Source organism: Mesorhizobium kamtschaticum (assembly GCF_056174585.1).
In genome coordinates this window covers 55,595-71,997 of record NZ_CM149691.1, presented here as the reverse complement: position 1 = coordinate 71,997, position 16,403 = coordinate 55,595, and the positions used below count along the sequence as shown (strand labels likewise).

15 protein-coding genes and 1 other RNA gene are annotated in these 16,403 nt (G+C 62.6%); 10 read left to right on the top strand and 6 right to left on the bottom strand.

Annotated elements, in window-relative coordinates:
- Nucleotides 1-14: 14 nt before the first annotated feature.
- From AC0V7N_RS00345 to AC0V7N_RS00335, 3 genes are all read right to left on the bottom strand, one after another.
- Entirely contained in the window at nucleotides 15-1,877 is a 1,863-nt protein-coding gene (locus AC0V7N_RS00345) for an extracellular solute-binding protein (protein WP_475453722.1), read from the bottom strand.
- 14 nt (nucleotides 1,878-1,891) lie between these two features.
- Nucleotides 1,892-3,769 (bottom strand): ABC transporter substrate-binding protein, encoded by a 1,878-nt coding sequence (locus AC0V7N_RS00340; RefSeq protein WP_496627638.1) that lies wholly within the window; start codon nucleotides 3,767-3,769, stop codon nucleotides 1,892-1,894.
- Between the two features lie 166 nt (nucleotides 3,770-3,935).
- Nucleotides 3,936-4,616, bottom strand: a complete 681-nt coding sequence (locus tag AC0V7N_RS00335; protein ID WP_095198421.1) for a c-type cytochrome — start codon at nucleotides 4,614-4,616, stop codon at nucleotides 3,936-3,938.
- Between the two features lie 194 nt (nucleotides 4,617-4,810).
- Here AC0V7N_RS00335 and AC0V7N_RS00330 point away from each other — a divergent pair, with 194 nt between their 5' ends.
- Both AC0V7N_RS00330 and AC0V7N_RS00325 read left to right on the top strand, forming a co-directional pair.
- Nucleotides 4,811-5,539 carry a 3-deoxy-manno-octulosonate cytidylyltransferase gene (locus AC0V7N_RS00330; protein WP_475453720.1) on the top strand — a complete coding sequence of 243 codons (729 nt, stop codon included), beginning with the start codon at nucleotides 4,811-4,813 and terminating at the stop codon, nucleotides 5,537-5,539.
- Between the two features lie 35 nt (nucleotides 5,540-5,574).
- A complete protein-coding gene (locus AC0V7N_RS00325; RefSeq protein WP_475453718.1) occupies nucleotides 5,575-6,438 on the top strand; it encodes a prephenate dehydratase in 864 nt (287 codons plus the stop codon).
- Nucleotides 6,439-6,494: 56 nt separating this feature from the next.
- On the opposite strand, the gene AC0V7N_RS00320 is transcribed toward AC0V7N_RS00325, so the two are convergent.
- From AC0V7N_RS00320 to AC0V7N_RS00310, 3 genes are all read right to left on the bottom strand, one after another.
- Nucleotides 6,495-6,800 (bottom strand): Dabb family protein, encoded by a 306-nt coding sequence (locus tag AC0V7N_RS00320; protein ID WP_475453716.1) that lies wholly within the window; start codon nucleotides 6,798-6,800, stop codon nucleotides 6,495-6,497.
- A 31-nt stretch (nucleotides 6,801-6,831) separates the two neighbouring features.
- The gene (gene nudC, locus AC0V7N_RS00315; RefSeq protein WP_496627637.1) at nucleotides 6,832-7,776 is read right to left on the bottom strand and encodes an NAD(+) diphosphatase; all 945 of its coding nucleotides are present in this window, start codon (nucleotides 7,774-7,776) and stop codon (nucleotides 6,832-6,834) included.
- Between the two features lie 71 nt (nucleotides 7,777-7,847).
- The gene (locus tag AC0V7N_RS00310; protein WP_027052531.1) at nucleotides 7,848-8,267 is read right to left on the bottom strand and encodes an HIT domain-containing protein; all 420 of its coding nucleotides are present in this window, start codon (nucleotides 8,265-8,267) and stop codon (nucleotides 7,848-7,850) included.
- Nucleotides 8,268-8,422: 155 nt separating this feature from the next.
- Here AC0V7N_RS00310 and ffs point away from each other — a divergent pair.
- The 8 genes from ffs to AC0V7N_RS00270 all read left to right on the top strand — a co-directional run bounded on the left by ffs (nucleotide 8,423) and on the right by AC0V7N_RS00270 (nucleotide 16,390).
- An RNA gene (gene ffs / locus AC0V7N_RS00305) (signal recognition particle sRNA small type) lies at nucleotides 8,423-8,519 on the top strand.
- 104 nt (nucleotides 8,520-8,623) lie between these two features.
- Nucleotides 8,624-10,447 (top strand): DNA polymerase III subunit gamma/tau, encoded by a 1,824-nt coding sequence (locus AC0V7N_RS00300; protein WP_475453712.1) that lies wholly within the window; start codon nucleotides 8,624-8,626, stop codon nucleotides 10,445-10,447.
- 42 nt (nucleotides 10,448-10,489) lie between these two features.
- On the top strand, nucleotides 10,490-10,813 hold the full coding sequence (locus AC0V7N_RS00295) for a YbaB/EbfC family nucleoid-associated protein (protein WP_475453710.1): 324 nt from the start codon (nucleotides 10,490-10,492) through the stop codon (nucleotides 10,811-10,813).
- A 76-nt stretch (nucleotides 10,814-10,889) separates the two neighbouring features.
- A complete protein-coding gene (locus AC0V7N_RS00290; protein ID WP_475460679.1) occupies nucleotides 10,890-11,297 on the top strand; it encodes a hypothetical protein in 408 nt (135 codons plus the stop codon).
- 229 nt (nucleotides 11,298-11,526) lie between these two features.
- Entirely contained in the window at nucleotides 11,527-12,510 is a 984-nt protein-coding gene (locus AC0V7N_RS00285; RefSeq protein WP_475453708.1) for a cell wall hydrolase, read from the top strand.
- A gap of 90 nt (nucleotides 12,511-12,600) precedes the next feature.
- Nucleotides 12,601-13,206: a recombination mediator RecR gene (gene recR / locus AC0V7N_RS00280; protein WP_475453706.1), complete on the top strand. Its 606-nt coding sequence runs from the start codon at nucleotides 12,601-12,603 to the stop codon at nucleotides 13,204-13,206.
- 26 nt (nucleotides 13,207-13,232) lie between these two features.
- Nucleotides 13,233-14,486: a lytic murein transglycosylase gene (locus AC0V7N_RS00275; protein WP_475453704.1), complete on the top strand. Its 1,254-nt coding sequence runs from the start codon at nucleotides 13,233-13,235 to the stop codon at nucleotides 14,484-14,486.
- A gap of 260 nt (nucleotides 14,487-14,746) precedes the next feature.
- On the top strand, nucleotides 14,747-16,390 hold the full coding sequence (locus AC0V7N_RS00270; protein ID WP_475453702.1) for an ABC transporter substrate-binding protein: 1,644 nt from the start codon (nucleotides 14,747-14,749) through the stop codon (nucleotides 16,388-16,390).
- The last annotated feature ends 13 nt before the right edge of the window (nucleotides 16,391-16,403 follow it).

The window sequence follows — 16,403 nt, the reverse complement described above, 5'->3', positions numbered from 1 at the left end:
CGTGAACGGTCATGTCAGGCTTTGCCAATTTTTGCCGCCTTGCCCTTGTCGACCCACCACAGCGCTTCGACCGGAAAGCCGAAATCGGGTTTCTGCTCGGGAAAACCGAACATGTCCCAATAGGCGCTTCGGTGATTCGCCAGGAACCAACTTGGAATCCAATCGCGCCGCGCGCGCAAGACCCGGTCGAGAGCGCGCATGGCAATTGTCAGGCTTTCGCGGTCCTTGGCGGCGCCAACGGTGTCGATCAGCGTGTCGATGGCCGGGTTCGATGTGCCCGGCAGGTTGCGCGAGCCCGATATGGTGGCGGTTCGCGAGTGGAAGAAGGTTTCGAGGTCGTCTCGGGTTGGCGTCGCCGGAAATGAGAACGCAACTGAGACGAGATCGTAGTCGAACGAATTCTGCCGCAACTGATATTGCGCGGCGTCGACCAGCCGGATCGATGCGTCGATGCCGATTGCCTTCATGTTTTCGACCCAAGGCGAATAGACCTGCTCGAAGGTTTCGTCGTCGACGAGAATCTCGGCCGACAGCCGGCCGCCCTTGTCGTTGACGACGAAATCGCCGGACCGCTTCCAGCCGGTCTCGGCCAGCAGCTTGGCTGCCTTGCCGAGCAGTTGGCGATCACGGCCGGAGCCGTTCGAGACCGCCTGGGTCACCGCTTCGCCTAAGGCCTCAGGAGGAATCTGGTCACGCAACGGCTCGAGCAGCGCCAGTTCCTCCGGCGACGGAGTGCCCTCGGCGCGGAAATCGGATTTCTCGAAACAGGATTGCGAGCGCTCATAGGAGCCGTAGAAGAAATTGCGTCGCGTCCATTCGAAGTCGAAGCAGAGCGCGATCGCCTGCCGCACGCGCGGATCGCGAAATTGTTCGCGCCGCTGGTTGACGGCGGTGGCCTGCATGGCAGGCACCGTTTCGGCCGGGAATTCGTGCTTGGCCACCTTGCCGGCGGTGAAGGCGGGAAAATTGTACTGCGTCGCCCAGACGCGCGAGGTGAATTCCTCCCTGTAAAGGATTTCGCCCTTCTTGAAGGCTTCGAAGGCGACGTTGCGGTCTTGGTAGAATTCGACGCGGATGCGCTGGAAATTGTTCTGGCCGCGATTGACCGCAAGATCGTTGCCCCAATAGTCCGGCACGCGCTCATATTCGATCCAGGCGCCGGCGGACCAGCGCCCGACCTTGTAGGCGCCGCAACCGAGTGGCGGGTTCATCTGCGAGGAATCGAACGGATTGGCGGTGTAGAAGGCCTTCGACAGGATCGGAAAGACGACGACGTTGAGGATGGTGCGGGTCGTCTGCTTGCCCGAGAATTTGAGCTGCAGCGTGTGGGCGTCGATGGCGACCGCGTCATCCAGATGCGTCAGCGGCAGCGAATAATCCGGATGCCCCTTGTCCTTGAGCAGCTTGAAGGTGAAGGCGGCGTCTTCCGCCGTCAGCGGCGTGCCGTCATGGAAACGGGCCTGTGGGCGCAGTCCAAAGGTGAAGCTGTTGCGATCGTCGGAGATCGTGATGGTATCGGCGATCAGCCCGTAGACGGCGTCGGGCTCGTCGAGCGATCTCGCCATCAACTGGTCGAAGCACATCTCCAGACGCTGCGGTGCATCGCCCTTGGGGACGAAGGCGTTCAGCGTGTTGAAGGTGAGCGGGCTCTGGTTGGCGCCCCAGTTGGGAGGCAGGAAGTTGAACGTGCCGCCTTGCGGCGCATCGACATTGACATAGTCGAAATGCGTGAAGTCCGGCTTGTATTTGAGATCGCCGAAGGCCGACAGCCCGTGCAGTTTCACGCCGGTCGGGCTGGCGGCGAAAGCCTTGCCCGGCAGCAGCGCGGCGGCGGTTGCCGCGGCGCCAAGCGCCAGGAAGTCGCGACGAGGAAGCATCGGCTGCTGCCCCATCAATCGCTACCCCTGTATTTGGCCGCGAGCGCCTTTTCCTTCTCGAGGTCGATCCACCAGGAATCGATATCGGCGCCACGGTAGCTGGGCTGCTTGTCCGGAATCCCGAACTTGTTCCAGTAGGCTAGCCACACCACCGCACGGTAGTATTGTGGCACGACATAGTAGTTCCACAGCAGCACCCGGTCGAGCGCATGGGTGACGGCCACCAGATCGTCGCGGTCGGTGGCGAAGATGATGCGGTCGACAAGGGCGTCGACGACCGGATCCTTGATACCGGAATAGTTGCGCGATCCCGGTGTGTCAGCGGCCTTCGAGCTCCAGAAATCGCGTTGCTCGTTGCCGGGCGATTCCGATTGCTGCAGCAGGTTGGTGATGACGTCGTAATCGAAATTGTCGACGCGGTTGATGTATTGACTCTGGTCGATGATGCGCAGCGTCGCATCGGCGCCGATTTTGCGCAGATTGGCGATGTAGGTGCCGGAAAGGACCTGGTCCGTTTCACTCGAGCCGATGATCTCGAACTTGAAAGGCTCGCCGGTCTTGGCGTTGACCATCTTGCCGCCCTTGATCACCCAGCCGGCCTTGGCGAACAGATCGACCGCCTGCCTCAAATATTTGCGCTCGGCTTGCGGCGTGTCATAGACCGGCAGCTTGAACTCCTGCGTGAAAAGCTCGGGCGGCAGCTTGTCACGGTATTTTTCCAGGATTTCCAGTTCCTTGCCCTGCGGCAGGCCGCTGGAGGCCAGCTCCGTGCCCTGGAAATAGCTTGATGTACGGGTGTTGAAGCCAAAGAACAGCGTCCGGTTCATCGTCTCGAAATCGTACGCGTAGGTCAGTGCCTCGCGTACCAGGCGATCCTGGAACAGCGGCCGCCTCTGGTTGAGCATGAAGGCCTGCATCGGCTCCGGCGAGGTGGTCTTGAATACCTGCTTGATCACGTCGCCGGCCTTGATCGCCGGGAAATCATAAAACGTCGCCCACTTCTTCGAGCTGTTTTCCGGCTTGATATCGTCGAGCCCGCCCTTCTTGAAGGCTTGCCAGGCGGCATTGTCGTCAAGAATGTAGGTGAAGCGCTGGGTGTCGAAATTCTCGCGCCCGATCTTCACCGCCAGCTTGGCGCCCCAATAATCCGGCACGCGTTGCCAGACGATCTCCGAGCCCGGCTTGAAGCTGGCAATCTTGTAGGCAGCCGAGCCAAGCGGCGGCTCCAGCGTCCCCTTGGTGATGTCGCGTTTCTTGCCGTTGGCGTCGGTGCCTTCCCACCAATGCTTGGGCAGAACGACGAGGTCGCCAAGGATCTTGGGCAGTTCGCGGTTGCCCTTTTGGCTGAAATGGAATTCGACCTCGCGGTCGGAGATCGCCACCGCCTCGGTGACGTTCTCGAAATAGCGGCTGTACATCGGGCTGTTCGCCTTCAGCACCTGGAACGACCAGATCACGTCGTCGACGGTGATCGGCTGCCCGTCATGCCACTTCGCGCGCGGGTCCAGCCGATAGGTCGCCGAGGAATAGTCGGCCGGATACTTGTAGGCGTCTGCGATCAGCGGGTGGCTGACGCTGCCTTCGTCGGTCGCCTGGTCCATAAGCGTATCGTAAAGCAGGCCGCCGCCGAACGGCTGGAAGCCGGCGGCCGGCGCTCCTTGCACGATGTAGGGATTGAAGCTGTCGAATGTCCCCTGGACGACGGAGTTGTAGTTGCCGCCCTTCGGCGCGTTCGGGTTGACGTAGTCGTAGTGCTGGAAATTGTCGCCGTATTTGGAAGGGCCGATCAGCGATGAGGTGGTGCGCCACTCGTCGGCCCGGGTCGTCTGCAACCCCGCTACCAGCAGGGTCGCTGCCAGCAGCGACTTGAGAAGCGTTCGGCCAACCGTCATGCACTATCCTCTTCGCGATGCGTGCCAGATCATCCAGAAGGGCAATCTAGATGATTTGGTGCGCGTGAAAACCGCCATGCGCGGCTTTGTCGCCGCATATGCGTTTTTCCTAACAAAAAAGCCGGGCAGAACCCGGCTTTTTCAAGGTCGTCGCGATGATATCTGGTTATTTGGCCGGAGCCGCTGGAGCTGGTGCTGCCGGTGCGGCAGGCTTGGCCGGTGCGGCGCCGTCAGCGGGCTTGGCCGGGGCGGCTGCATCGGCCGGCTTGGCGGGCGCGCTGGCGTCGGCGGCGGCACCCGGTGCCGGCAGCGGCTTGGGATTGTCCGACAGCGTGCGCAGATAGGCGATGACGTTGGCGCGGTCCTCGTCCTTGGGCAGGCCGGCGAAGCCCATGGCCGTGCCCTTCACGAACTTCTTCGGCGAGGTGATGAAGTGGTTGATGTTGTCGTAGGTCCACTTCTCGGTGCCGCCCTTGGAGAATTCCTTCATGCCGGCCGAATAGGCGAAGCCTTCATGCTCGGCGACCGGGCGGTCGACGAGGTCCCACAAATCGGGGCCGACCTTGTTGGGGCCGCCCTTTTCGCCGGAATGGCAGGCCTGGCATTTCTTGAACACGGCAGCGCCCGCCTCGACATTGGCGGTCTGCAGCAGATCGGCGATCGGCTTGGCTTCGGCGGCGGGTGCGGCCGGGCCGCCTTCAGCGGGCTCAGTGACCTCAATGGCGAAGCCGGGCTTTTCAGGAGCCGGCGAGGCAAACAGCGCGTCCGACACCAGGCCGACCGAGAAAACGACGAAAACGGTTCCGAGCAATCCGGCGAGCAGTTTGTTGACTTCGTTGGAATCCATTCGCCCCTTGCTCCCTTTTCCGGCGGACCGAACCGTCCACTCCGTCCGTCGGTATCGAGACCTGCCCTCCAGAGCCGGTCAAATCGGGCGGAAACTAGGTCTTTTGCTGCGGCGTTGCAACACCTATAAGGGCGCTGCCAGTGAGACCTTTTGCCACTTTTCCTTGTCCTCTTTTCGAACGCCTTGCCATAGCGATGTCCACTCTGATCCTGATCCCGGCCCGCATGGCCTCCACCCGCCTGCCGGGCAAGCCGCTGGCCGACATATCAGGCGCGCCGATGATCGTTCATGTCGCGCGCCGCGCGGCCGAAGCCGGCCTCGGCCGCGTGGTGGTGGCGACCGACACGCAAAGCGTCGCCGAAGCGGTGCGCGCGCATGGGTTCGAGGCGGTGATGACGCGCGTTGATCACGAGTCGGGTTCGGATCGCATCCACGAGGCGCTGCTGGCGCTCGATCCCGGGCGCAAGGTCGAAACGATCGTCAATGTGCAGGGCGACCTGCCGACCATCGATCCCGGCATCATCGCCGCCTCGCTCAGGCCGTTCGAGGACGCAGCCGTGGATATCGCCACGCTCGGCGTCGAGATCGTCCGCGAGGAGGAAAAGGCCAATCCGAACGTCGTCAAGATCGTCGGTTCGCCGCTCTCCGGCACACGGCTAAGGGCGCTCTATTTCACCCGCGCCACGGCACCTTGGGGCGAGGGGCCGCTCTATCACCATGTTGGCCTCTATGCCTATCGCCGCTCGGCCCTCGAACGCTTCGTCGCGCTGAAGCCGTCGCCGCTCGAGCGCCGCGAGCGGCTGGAGCAGTTGCGGGCGCTGGAAGCCGGCATGCGCATCGACGCCGAGATCGTCCAGTCGCTGCCGCTTGGCGTCGACACGCCGGAAGACCTTGAGCGCGCCCGAACCATCCTTTCAAACTGAGAAACCCCTTCGACCCCTTGAATCGAGACCCGGCCATGCCTGAAAAGACCAACAGAATATCCTTCCAGGGCGAGCCGGGCGCCAATTCCGACACCGCCAGCCGCAACATGTTCCCGTCGATGGAGCCGTTGCCGTGCCCGACCTTCGAGGATGCCTTCAACGCGGTCGAGACCAACAAGGCCGACCTCGCCATGATCCCGATCGAGAACACCATCGCCGGGCGCGTCGCCGACATCCATCATCTGCTGCCGGAATCGAAGCTCCACATTGTCGGCGAGTATTTCCTGCCGATCCATTTCCAATTGATGGTGCTGCCCGGCGTCAGGCGCGATGAGATCAAGACCGTGCACAGCCATATCCATGCGCTTGGCCAGTGCCGCAAATACATCCGCAAGAACGGCTGGAAGGCGGTCGTCGCCGGCGACACGGCGGGTGCCGCCAAGATGGTCTCCGAGGTCAAGGACCGCACCATGGCGGCGCTGTCGCCGGCGCTGGCCGCGACGCTCTATGGGCTCGACATCATCGAGGAGAATGTCGAGGACACCGATTCCAACGTCACCCGTTTCGTCGTCCTGACCAAGAGCAAGCAATGGGCCGAACGCGCCTCAGCCGACGTCAAGATGATGACGACCTTCATCTTCCGCGTCCGCAACGTGCCGGCCGCGCTCTACAAAGCGATGGGCGGCTTCGCCACCAACGGTATCAACATGACCAAGCTGGAGAGCTACCAGCTCGGCGCCTTCACGGCGACGCTGTTCTACGCCGACATCGAGGGCCATCCCGACGATCCTCTGGTCAAGCTGGCGCTGGACGAGCTGCGCTTCTTCTCCCGCGAGGTGCGGATTTTGGGTGTCTATCCGGCCAGCGAGTCGCGCGAGCAGTGGAAAGTCGCGGACTAGCTCCTATTGAGCATGATCTCTTCCGAAAACCGGTTTCCACTTTTCGGGATCATGCTCTAAACCACCGAGCCCAGCGGCACGTAGTCGATCTCGAGAAATTTCTCGACCTCCGGCACCCAGCGGTCACGCACGAAGGCGACGTGGTCGGGATGGTCGTTGTACCTGGTGTAGGCGGCCTGGTCGGCGAACTCCATCGAGAAGCCGAACTGATAGTCGTTCTTGGGGCTGATCTGCCGCAATTGCTCGAAATGCGTGACGCCCTTGATCGCGGTGAGGATTTTCTTGGCATCGACGAGGAACCGCTTTTCGTCGAGCGAGTGCGGTGCATGCTTCAGCGTGAAGACGACGGTGTGACGGATCATTTGTCTCTCCTGCAATGACTTTCGGTATTGGCTATTCGCTGTCGACCCAGGCGCGGATGAGGTGATGTGCGATCGCCCCTTTCGGCGGCGTGACCAGATTGTCGGGATGCTCCCGCGCCAGCATCAGGCGCACCTCGTCGCGGCCAAACCAGCGGCAGTCTTCCAGTTCGTTGAGATCGGCCTGGATGTCTTCTTTGAGCGGCTCGCCGAAGCAGCCGATCATTAGCGAATAGGGGAACGGCCAGGGCTGGCTGGCATGATAGACGACGCGGCCGAGCCGGATGCCGGCCTCCTCCAGCGTTTCGCGGCGCACCGCCGCCTCGATCGTCTCGCCCGGCTCGATGAAGCCGGCAAGTGCGGAATACATGCCCGGCGCGAAATGCCGGCCACGCCCGAGCAGGCATTTTTCCCGCGTCGCCGTCAGCATGATCGCCACCGGGTCGGTGCGCGGGAAATGCTCGGTACCGCAATTCGGGCAATGCCGCTTGTAGCCGCCGGCCCGCATCTGCGATTCGGTGCCGCATTTGCTGCAGAAGCGGTGGCTTGCATGCCAGGCGAGCAAGGCGGCCCCTTGCGCCATCGCGCCGGCGGCCGCCTCGTCGATCAGCCCTTGCATGTAGACCGACCGGTAGTCGATCGCCTTGACGGTCTCGGGCAGCTGTTCGGCGTCGATTCCGACCGGCACCGCCAGCACCGGCCCCTGTTCGGAAAAGCCGAGCAGGACACCTTGGGCGAAGGAAGGCTTGAAGGGCTCGCTCTCGGCGGCGCTGAACCAGGGGTCGAGGCCGCCACCCCCGTCGAGCTTCAGGTGAAGCCGGCCGCGATTCATCAACAGCAGCCGCGTCGTCGGATCGGCCAGCGCCTTCTCGACCGAATCGTCGGCGCGGTTCTCGGATTGCCGGTCGATCGTGTTGCCGGCAAAGCCGACGAACTGGCTCGGCTCGCGCAAAGGCGCGTCAAACAGGCGGAAGCTCATGCGGACTCTGATGCTCTGGGATGGACATGTCTGGGGATGAACATGTTTTTAGGATGGATACTGGGGAAGGCTTATAGCGCCGCCCTTATCGTTTCGGCAAACCGGCGCAGGTCGGAACGTTGGTAGGGCTCGCGCAGGCCGTGCCCCCATACCGGGCCGGGCCAGCCGGGATCGCCTTCGGACCGTGCAATGATATGGATATGCAATTGGCGCACGATGTTGCCGAGCGCGCCGGTGTTGATCTTGGTGCAACCGCTGACTTTCTTCAGCGCCTGCGCCACCATATTGGTCTCGAAGGTCAGCATCGCCTGGTCGAGCGGCGTCATGTCGTGGATTTCTTCCGCGCCCGGCCGCTGCGGCACCAGGAGCAGCCATGGCCAGCGGCGATCGTTCATCACGCGCAATTCGCACAGCCCAAGCCACATCAACTGCTCGCTGTCCGCCTCCAGCCGGGCATCCAGCGTGAATCCGGCCTTCAGGCCCGGCAGCATCGGCGTTTCCCTTGCTTTTCTTGCTTTCTTCGAACTCATGAACGCTAGAGCGGTGGCACGGGGGCTGCAAGCGAATCATTGTTGCTCTCACGGTTTGGTGCAGCAAATCGCCTGCGCACTTGCATTTCATCGCGCAATTGCCGATATGGACAGCGGGAGGTTGGTGGTGGACGATCCACTCGCCAACCGGGTCAGGTCCGGAAGGAAGCAGCCCTAACGAGCCCGGAACGGGTCATTGTTCCAGCCTCCCACCTCATCGGCCCTCCTCGCGACATTGACGACGCATTGCAGCGCGGGCGAGACTATGCGCAGGAATCGGCGCCTTTGGGCGCGGCCTTTTGGAGCTTAACGGGCGAATGAGCGAAGCCGGAAATTCGGGGCCAAAAGGCCTGGAGAATGGAAAGGCCGCTGCCTACCGCGTGCTGGCGCGCAAATACCGTCCGTCGAATTTTTCCGAGCTGGTCGGCCAGGAGCCGATGGTGCGCACCCTCACCAATGCCTTTGCCACCGGCCGCATCGCCCAGGCCTGGATGCTGACCGGCGTTCGCGGTGTCGGCAAGACGACCACGGCGCGCATCCTGGCACGGGCACTGAACTACAAGACCGCGACAGTTGACCAGCCCTCGGTCGACCTTGCCGTGCTCGGCGAGCATTGCCAGGCGATCATGGAAGGCCGCCATGTCGACGTCATCGAGATGGACGCCGCTTCGCACACCGGCATCGACGATATCAGGGACATCATAGAGCGCGTGCGCTACGCGCCGGTCTCGGCCCGCTACAAAGTCTACATCATCGACGAAGTGCACATGCTGTCAACGCAGGCCTTCAACGGCCTGCTGAAAACGCTGGAGGAGCCGCCTCCGCACGTGAAATTCATCTTCGCCACCACTGAAATCCGCAAGGTTCCGATCACCGTCCTGTCGCGCTGCCAGCGTTTTGATCTCAGACGCATCGATGCCGGCGCACTGGTCGCGCATCTCTCGTCGATCGCCGGCCAGGAAGGCATTTCGGTCGACGACGACGCGCTGGCGATGATTGCGCGCGCGGCGGAAGGCTCCGCCCGCGATTCGCTCTCCATCCTCGACCAGGCGATTGCGCACGGCGCCGGCTCCGTCAGCGCCGAGGCGGTGCGGGCCATGCTGGGCCTGGCCGACCGCGCCCGCATCGTCGACCTGTTCGAACATGTGATGAAGGGCGATGTGGCGGCAGCACTCGCCGAATTCCGCACGCAATACGACACCGGCGCCGATCCGGCCGCCGTGCTGACCGATCTTGCCGAGTTCAACCATCTCGTTACCCGACTGCGTTTCGTGCCGACCGCCATGGACGATGCATCGCTGTCGCAGGACGAGCGCGAGCGCGGCGCCGATTTCGCCAGGGCGCTGTCGGTCAGGGTGCTGTCGCGAACCTGGCAGATGCTGCTCAAGGGCATTCCCGAGGTGCAGTCCTCCAACCGGCCGGTCAGCGCCGCCGAAATGGTGCTGATCCGGCTGGCGCATGCCGCCGACCTGCCGACGCTGGATGAAGCGTTGCGGTCGCTTGAGGGCGCCGGACCAGCACAAAATGGCGCATCGCGCCCGAATGGCGCGCCTGCGGGTTCCGGCAACGGCAATGGCGGTGGTGCCAGTGCGGTGGCGCAGACGCGCATGCCATCCGGGTCCGGTGGCGCGCAGACCATGCGGCTGGTCGAGGCCACGCCGGCGCCGGTCGCCTTCGTCGCGCCGCCCGCGCCGGTGTCCGAGCCGCAGCAGGTGCCGGTCAGGTCGCTGGCCGATATCGTTGCGCTTGCCGACGCTCAGCGCGACATCGCCTTCAAGGTGCTGGTCAAGCGCTGCATCCGTCCCGTGCGCTTCGAGCCCGGCCGCATCGACGTCAGCTTGACCGACGATGCGCCGAAGCTGCTGCTCAACGATCTGACGACGAAACTCCGCGCCTGGACCGGCCGCAACTGGCTGGTGTCGCTGTCGAAGGAAGAGGGCGGCCAGACGCTGGCCGAAATGGAATCGACCAAGCGCGAAAACGCTTTCCTCGATGCCAAGAGCGATCCGACGGTTGCCGCCTTCCTGGCGCGCTTTCCCGGTGCCAAGATCATCGACGTGCGCATCCCCGACGCGCCGGAGGCGGAAACGGCCGAGGCGGAAGTGCCGGTCGAGCCGCCGGCGGATGACGACGAGACCTGACAAACCAAGAACCCTGACAAACCAAGAACCAAGGATCGGACCATGAAAGATCTTCTCGGCCTGATGGGCAAGGCGAAGGAAATGCAGGCCAAATTCCAGGCCATGCAGGACGAGATCGCCACGCTGGAAGCATCCGGCCAGGCTGGTGGCGGCTTGGTCAACGTCACCTTGACCGGAAAGTTCGAGATGAAGTCGCTGAAGATCGACCCGTCTCTGTTCAAGGAGGACGATGTCGAGATCCTTGAGGATTTGATCCTCGCCGCCCACAATGACGCCAAGGTCAAGGTCGAGCAGATCATGCAGGAAAAGACCAATGCGCTGACCGCCGGCCTGCCGATCCCGCCGGGAATGAAACTGCCTTTCTGATGCATGTCGCCCAAAGCCGTGCAGTGGTTTTGGGTGAACGGCATGCATGAAAGTTGAACTCAGCGGCGATGCGCCCATGACCGAAGAGCCGTCCGAAAGACTGATCGAGCAGCGTATTCGCAACAGGATCTACGAGATTCTGGAAATCCTCGCCGATTGCGATGCCGGCGTCGATATTGTCGGCATCAAGGGCTATTTCTACCTGTTCGAGGACTTCGTGCACCGCCCGTCGATCGAGGCCGGCACATCGGCGCTTTCGAAGGAGGAGCGCGCGGTCGTGCTGGAAATCGCCGAATTCCTCGAGGCGGCCTCCGAAACAAATCCCGATTTCACCAAGGCTGAATTCATCGACAGCGACTGGCCGGGAAAGATCGCGCCGACGGCCCGGGACGCGCGGGCCTTGTTCCTCAGGCGCGGCCTGTTTTCGGAGAAGGTCGAAGAGCTCGAGCCTGGTCAGCCGGCCGTGATTGCGGCCGGGCGGTAGCGATTCCCGAAAAAACAGGACGCGGTTTTCCCTCAAGCAATTGCGGCGAAACCAAGAAAGAGCGGTCATCGCCTTTGTGAAATGACGGCTCGATCTATCTGGAAAGCCTCGAAATTGTGCCTTTTAGGCAACAGTGCCTGGTTAATAACGTTTTGGCCATCATTTTGCCTGAAAGTGTCTCATTCTTGCCGCAGCCTGGGGGCGGGCATCGAAGTGAGAGGGTAACCTGTTGATTGTTACGCGATGGAAGGCGCCGCTGTTGCTCGGCGTCATCACGTCTCCCCTGTTCCTGGCCGCCTGCAGCCAGACCACTTCGCATGGCATGTCCGTTGCAAGCCTGACCGATGCCATCACGCCGAGTTTCCTGAGCCGGCCCTTCAGCCACACGCCGAAGGACAGGGAATGCCTGGAAAGGGCGATGTTCTTCGAATCCAACCGCTCGAGCCGCGACGGCATGATCGCCGTCGGCACGGTGGTGATGAACCGCTTGCGCTCCGGCAACCACGGCAGCACCATCTGTGACGTGGTGGGTGAACCCGGGCAGTTCGCGCCGGGCGTCATGACCAGGCCGATGAATTCGCGCGCAATGCCCGATGTCGAGGAAGCGGCCGACGCCGTACTCAAGGGTGAGCGCAAGGCCAAGCTGAAGAACACCATGTATTTCCACACTGCCGGCCTGCATTTCCCCTACAAGAACATGCACTACACCATGGTCGCCGGCGGCAATGCCTTCTACGAAAAGCGCGGCCGCAACTGGCAGCCGCTGCCCGACGAGCCAATGGTTGCCTCGGCGGCGCCCGAAATGGTCAAGCCGGCCGCGCCGGTGACGATGGTTGCCTCGGCGGAGCCGGCGCGTCCGGCCAAAACCTCCCGCACCGCTCCGGCGCAACAGGTCTTTATGACCGCCTCTGTGGAACCGGCCCGTCAGCCCAAGACCAAAATCGCTCCTGCCCAGCAGACCTATGTGACCGCAGCCGCGGCGCCGACGGCAAAGTCGGCGCGTGTTACAACGAAGCAGACGATGGTCGCCATGCAGGAGCCGATGGAAGAACCGGATGCCGCCCGTTTCGGCGGGACCTTGAACACAAAGGTTATCTCCTCGGTTCAGGGTGAGCCGCAAGAGGCGGCGATGGGCTTCCAGTCGACGCCTGAGAACACCGACGCCATTGGCGCGATGATCGTCAGCCAGGGGCGGCCGCTCGAAGCCAACTGACCTGTATCGCCAAGCTTCGCATGGCAGCATGATGGATCGTGCTGGACGGGAACTGTTCCAAAGCGCTCTGAAAAATCCTAGATCAGGGCGATGTCCAAGCGAATCGCCGGTCCCGAGATCGAACGCCTGATCCAGCTCCTGGCCAAAGTGCCGGGGCTTGGGCCCCGTTCGGCCAGGCGCGCCGCCCTTCATCTGATCAAGAAGAAGGAGCAGCTGCTGTCGCCGCTCGCCGCCGCCATGGGCGAGGCGGCCGACAAGGTGCGCATCTGCACGACCTGCGGCAATGTCGATACATCCGACCCCTGCATGATCTGCACCGACCCGCGCCGCGACGCTGCCACCCTTATCGTCGTCGAGGACGTCTCGGATCTCTGGGCGCTGGAGCGGGCGGCGGCGATGAACGTGCGCTACCATGTGCTCGGCGGCACGCTGTCGCCGCTCGACGGCATTGGCCCCGACCAGCTCAACATCCGCTCGCTGATCGACCGCGTCGCCGGCGGCGAAGTCAAGGAGATCATCATCGCCGTCAACGCCACGGTCGAAGGCCAGACGACCGCGCATTATCTCACCGACCAGCTGTCCGGCTTCGACATCAAGGTGACAAGGCTGGCGCACGGCGTGCCGGTCGGCGGTGAGCTCGACTATCTCGACGAGGGCACGCTGGCCGCGGCGCTGCGCGCGCGGACGGCGTTTTGACAAGATTGGCGGAGAGGGTGCGGATCATGACTGTTGCGCGTCCTCTCAGATTGGCACTGCTTTCCTTTTTTGCAGTCGTTCTCGCCGTCGTCCTCATCGCCCCCGCCTCCGCCGCCAAGATCGACGACCAGTTCCGCGCCTGGCTGCAGAACGACCTCTGGCCGCAAGCCAAGGCGAATGGCATCTCCAAACAGACTTTCGATGCCGCCTTCGACGGCATTAAACCCAACCTGAAACTGCCCGACCTTGTCATGCCCGGCGAGAAGCCGAAAACGCCGCAGAAGCAGCATCAGGCCGAGTTCGGCTCGCCCGGCGCCTATTTCGCCGAGAAGACGGTTCGTGCGGTGACATCAGGCGGACGCGCACGCGAAGCCACCAATGCAAGGACGCTGGCCGCAATCGAAAAACGCTATGGTGTGCCCGGCGAGATCGTTCTGGCGATCTGGGGCCGCGAGACCGGCTTCGGTGCGGCGAAGATGCCCTACGATGCCTTCGAGGTTCTCGGCACCAAGGCGTTCATGTCGACCAAGAAGGATTTCTTCCGCACTGAGCTGCTTGCCGCGCTGGAAATCGTCCAACGCGGACTGGCGCCGGTCGGCGCGATGAAATCGTCCTGGGCCGGTGCGCTCGGCCAGCCGCAATTCATGCCGACCTCCTTCCTCAAGCATGCCGTGGATTTCGACGGCGACGGCCGCGTCGACATCTGGAACTCGACGCCTGACGTGCTCGCCTCGATCGCCAATTATCTCGTCCACTATGGCTGGGTGCGGGGCCGCGGCTGGGGGTTCGAGGTGACCGTGCCCGACAGCGTCTCCTGCTCGCTGGAAGGCCCCGATCAAGGCAAGAAAATATCTGAGTGGGCGGCGATGGGTATCAAGCGCGTCGGCGGAAAAGCATTTCCGGCGAGCGAACTGAAGGCAGAGGGCTTCCTGCTGATGCCGGCCGGCCGCAGTGGTCCAGCTTTCATCGCCACCCCGAATTTCTACGTGCTGAAGGAATACAACACCAGCGACCTCTACGCGCTGTTCATCGGCCATGGTGCTGACCGCATTGCGCATGGCGATCAGAATTTTTCCGGCAGCTGGGGGCCGGTCGGCGATCTCCACCGCTCCGACATTGCCGCCCTGCAACGGGCGCTGGAAGCCAAGGGCTATGATGTCGGCAGCGCCGACGGCTTGCCCGGCTTCAAGACCCGCCGCTCGATCGGCAAATGGCAGGCCAAGGACGGCCAGGCCGCGACCTGTTTTCCGGACGCCGGCCTGATCGCCGCGCTGAAATAGCGCCGAAATTAGCAGATTTTTCCCTTTCCACGACCTCGATTGGCCGGCCTGTGCGTCGACGTGCTGCCCGCCATTCTGGTCCAATGGGCTGTCGTATAAATGCTCGTTGCCGGCCATGAGGCTGCCGGATATGGTGTTGACCAACTGGACAAAAACCACGACGGTAAGAGGTCGGAGGGCCGTCTTCAGGCCCGAAAAGAATTCCGCAACCCTGAGCCGGGAACTCAGGTCAACAAACAACAAAACAGGGAACAATCACCATGATGATGGAAAAGTTTGCTCTACGCTCCCGCATCCTGCTTGCGGGTGCCGCCATGTCCGCGCTGCTTCTGGCCGGAGCGCCGGCCGGTGCGGTCACGCCCGCTGACACGCTGGTCGAAGGCTTCGCGATCGACGACATCATCTCCATGGATCCGGGCGAGGCGTTCGAGCTGTCGACCGCCGAAGTCACCGGCAACACCTATGATCTGCTTGTCCGCCTCGACCTCAGTGACACCTCCAAGGTCAAGCCGGATCTCGCCGCGAGCTGGACCGTTTCTGACGACGGCCTGACCTATACATTCAAGCTCAAGCCGGGCCTCAAATTCGCCTCGGGCAACCCGATCACCGCCGCCGATGTCGCCTATTCGTTCGAGCGCGCCGTCAAGCTGGACAAGAGCCCGGCCTTCATCATCGGTCAGTTCGGCATCAGCGGCGACAACGTCGCCGAAAAGGCCAAGGCCGTCGACGACGCCACCTTCCAGTTCACCGTCGACAAGGCCTATGCGCCGAGCTTCGTGCTGAACTGCCTTTCGGCAACGGTCGCCTCGGTGGTCGACGCCAAGCTGGTCAAGGAACACGTCGCGGCGGTAACGCCGAGCGCCGACTACAAATGGGACAATGATTTCGGCAATGCCTGGCTGAAGACCGGCTATGCCGGCTCCGGCGTTTACAAGCTGCGCGAATGGCGCGCCAACGAAGCCGTCGTCATGGAGCGCAACGACAATTATTATGGCGAGAAGGCCAAGCTCGCCCGCGTCATCTACCGCAACATGAAGGAAAGCTCGGGCCAGCGCCTGGCGCTCGAAGCAGGCGACATCGACGTTGCCCGCAACCTCGAGCCGAACGATCTCGACGCCATTGCCAAGAACGCCGACCTCACCACCACCAGTGCGCCGAAGGGCACGGTCTATTACATCAGCCTCAACCAGAAGAACCCGAACCTGGCCAAGCCCGAGGTCCGGCAAGCCTTCAAATATCTGGTCGACTACGATGCGCTGAGCACGACCATCCTCAAGGGCATCGGTGAAATCCACCAGTCCTTCCTGCCCAAGGGCGACCTGGGCACCGTGGACGACAACCCGTTCAAGCTCGACGTCGCCAAGGCCAAGGAACTGCTCGCCAAGGCCGGCCTGCCCGACGGCTTCAGCGTCACCATGGACGTGCGAACGGGACAGCCGACGACAGGCATGGCGGAATCGATCCAGCAGACGCTGGGACAGGCCGGCATCAAGCTGGAGATCATTCCTGGCGACGGCAAGCAGACGCTGACCAAATACCGCGCCCGCAATCACGACATCTATATCGGCAATTGGGGCCAGGATTATTTCGATCCGAACTCCAACGCCCAGACCTTTGCGTCGAACCCCGATAATTCGGATGCCGGCAAGTCGCACACGCTCGCCTGGCGCAACAGCTGGGACATTCCGGACCTGACCAAGGAAACGGAAGCGGCTCTGCTGGAGAAGGATTCCGGCAAACGCGCCGACATGTACAAGGATCTGCAGAAGAAGATCCTCGACACCAGCCCCTTCGTCATCATTCACCAGCAGTTGGAAGTGGTTGGCCTGCGCAAGAACCTCAAGGGCCTCGTGCTCGGCCCGAGCTTCGACACCAATTTCGTCGGGTCGGTCTCCAAGGAATAATGCGGTCGGACGC

Coding starts and splice junctions, on each gene's coding strand:
- AC0V7N_RS00320 (WP_475453716.1), bottom strand. CDS start 6,800: ATGATCCGTCACACCGTCGTCTTCACGCTGAAGCATGCACCGCACTCG.
- AC0V7N_RS00275 (WP_475453704.1), top strand. CDS start 13,233: ATGACTGTTGCGCGTCCTCTCAGATTGGCACTGCTTTCCTTTTTTGCA.
- AC0V7N_RS00345 (WP_475453722.1), bottom strand. CDS start 1,877: ATGCTTCCTCGTCGCGACTTCCTGGCGCTTGGCGCCGCGGCAACCGCC.
- nudC (WP_496627637.1), bottom strand. CDS start 7,776: ATGAGCTTCCGCCTGTTTGACGCGCCTTTGCGCGAGCCGAGCCAGTTC.
- AC0V7N_RS00340 (WP_496627638.1), bottom strand. CDS start 3,769: ATGACGGTTGGCCGAACGCTTCTCAAGTCGCTGCTGGCAGCGACCCTG.
- recR (WP_475453706.1), top strand. CDS start 12,601: ATGTCCAAGCGAATCGCCGGTCCCGAGATCGAACGCCTGATCCAGCTC.
- AC0V7N_RS00270 (WP_475453702.1), top strand. CDS start 14,747: ATGATGATGGAAAAGTTTGCTCTACGCTCCCGCATCCTGCTTGCGGGT.
- AC0V7N_RS00290 (WP_475460679.1), top strand. CDS start 10,890: ATGACCGAAGAGCCGTCCGAAAGACTGATCGAGCAGCGTATTCGCAAC.
- AC0V7N_RS00295 (WP_475453710.1), top strand. CDS start 10,490: ATGAAAGATCTTCTCGGCCTGATGGGCAAGGCGAAGGAAATGCAGGCC.
- AC0V7N_RS00300 (WP_475453712.1), top strand. CDS start 8,624: ATGAGCGAAGCCGGAAATTCGGGGCCAAAAGGCCTGGAGAATGGAAAG.
- AC0V7N_RS00325 (WP_475453718.1), top strand. CDS start 5,575: ATGCCTGAAAAGACCAACAGAATATCCTTCCAGGGCGAGCCGGGCGCC.
- AC0V7N_RS00310 (WP_027052531.1), bottom strand. CDS start 8,267: ATGCTGCCGGGCCTGAAGGCCGGATTCACGCTGGATGCCCGGCTGGAG.
- AC0V7N_RS00335 (WP_095198421.1), bottom strand. CDS start 4,616: ATGGATTCCAACGAAGTCAACAAACTGCTCGCCGGATTGCTCGGAACC.
- AC0V7N_RS00330 (WP_475453720.1), top strand. CDS start 4,811: ATGTCCACTCTGATCCTGATCCCGGCCCGCATGGCCTCCACCCGCCTG.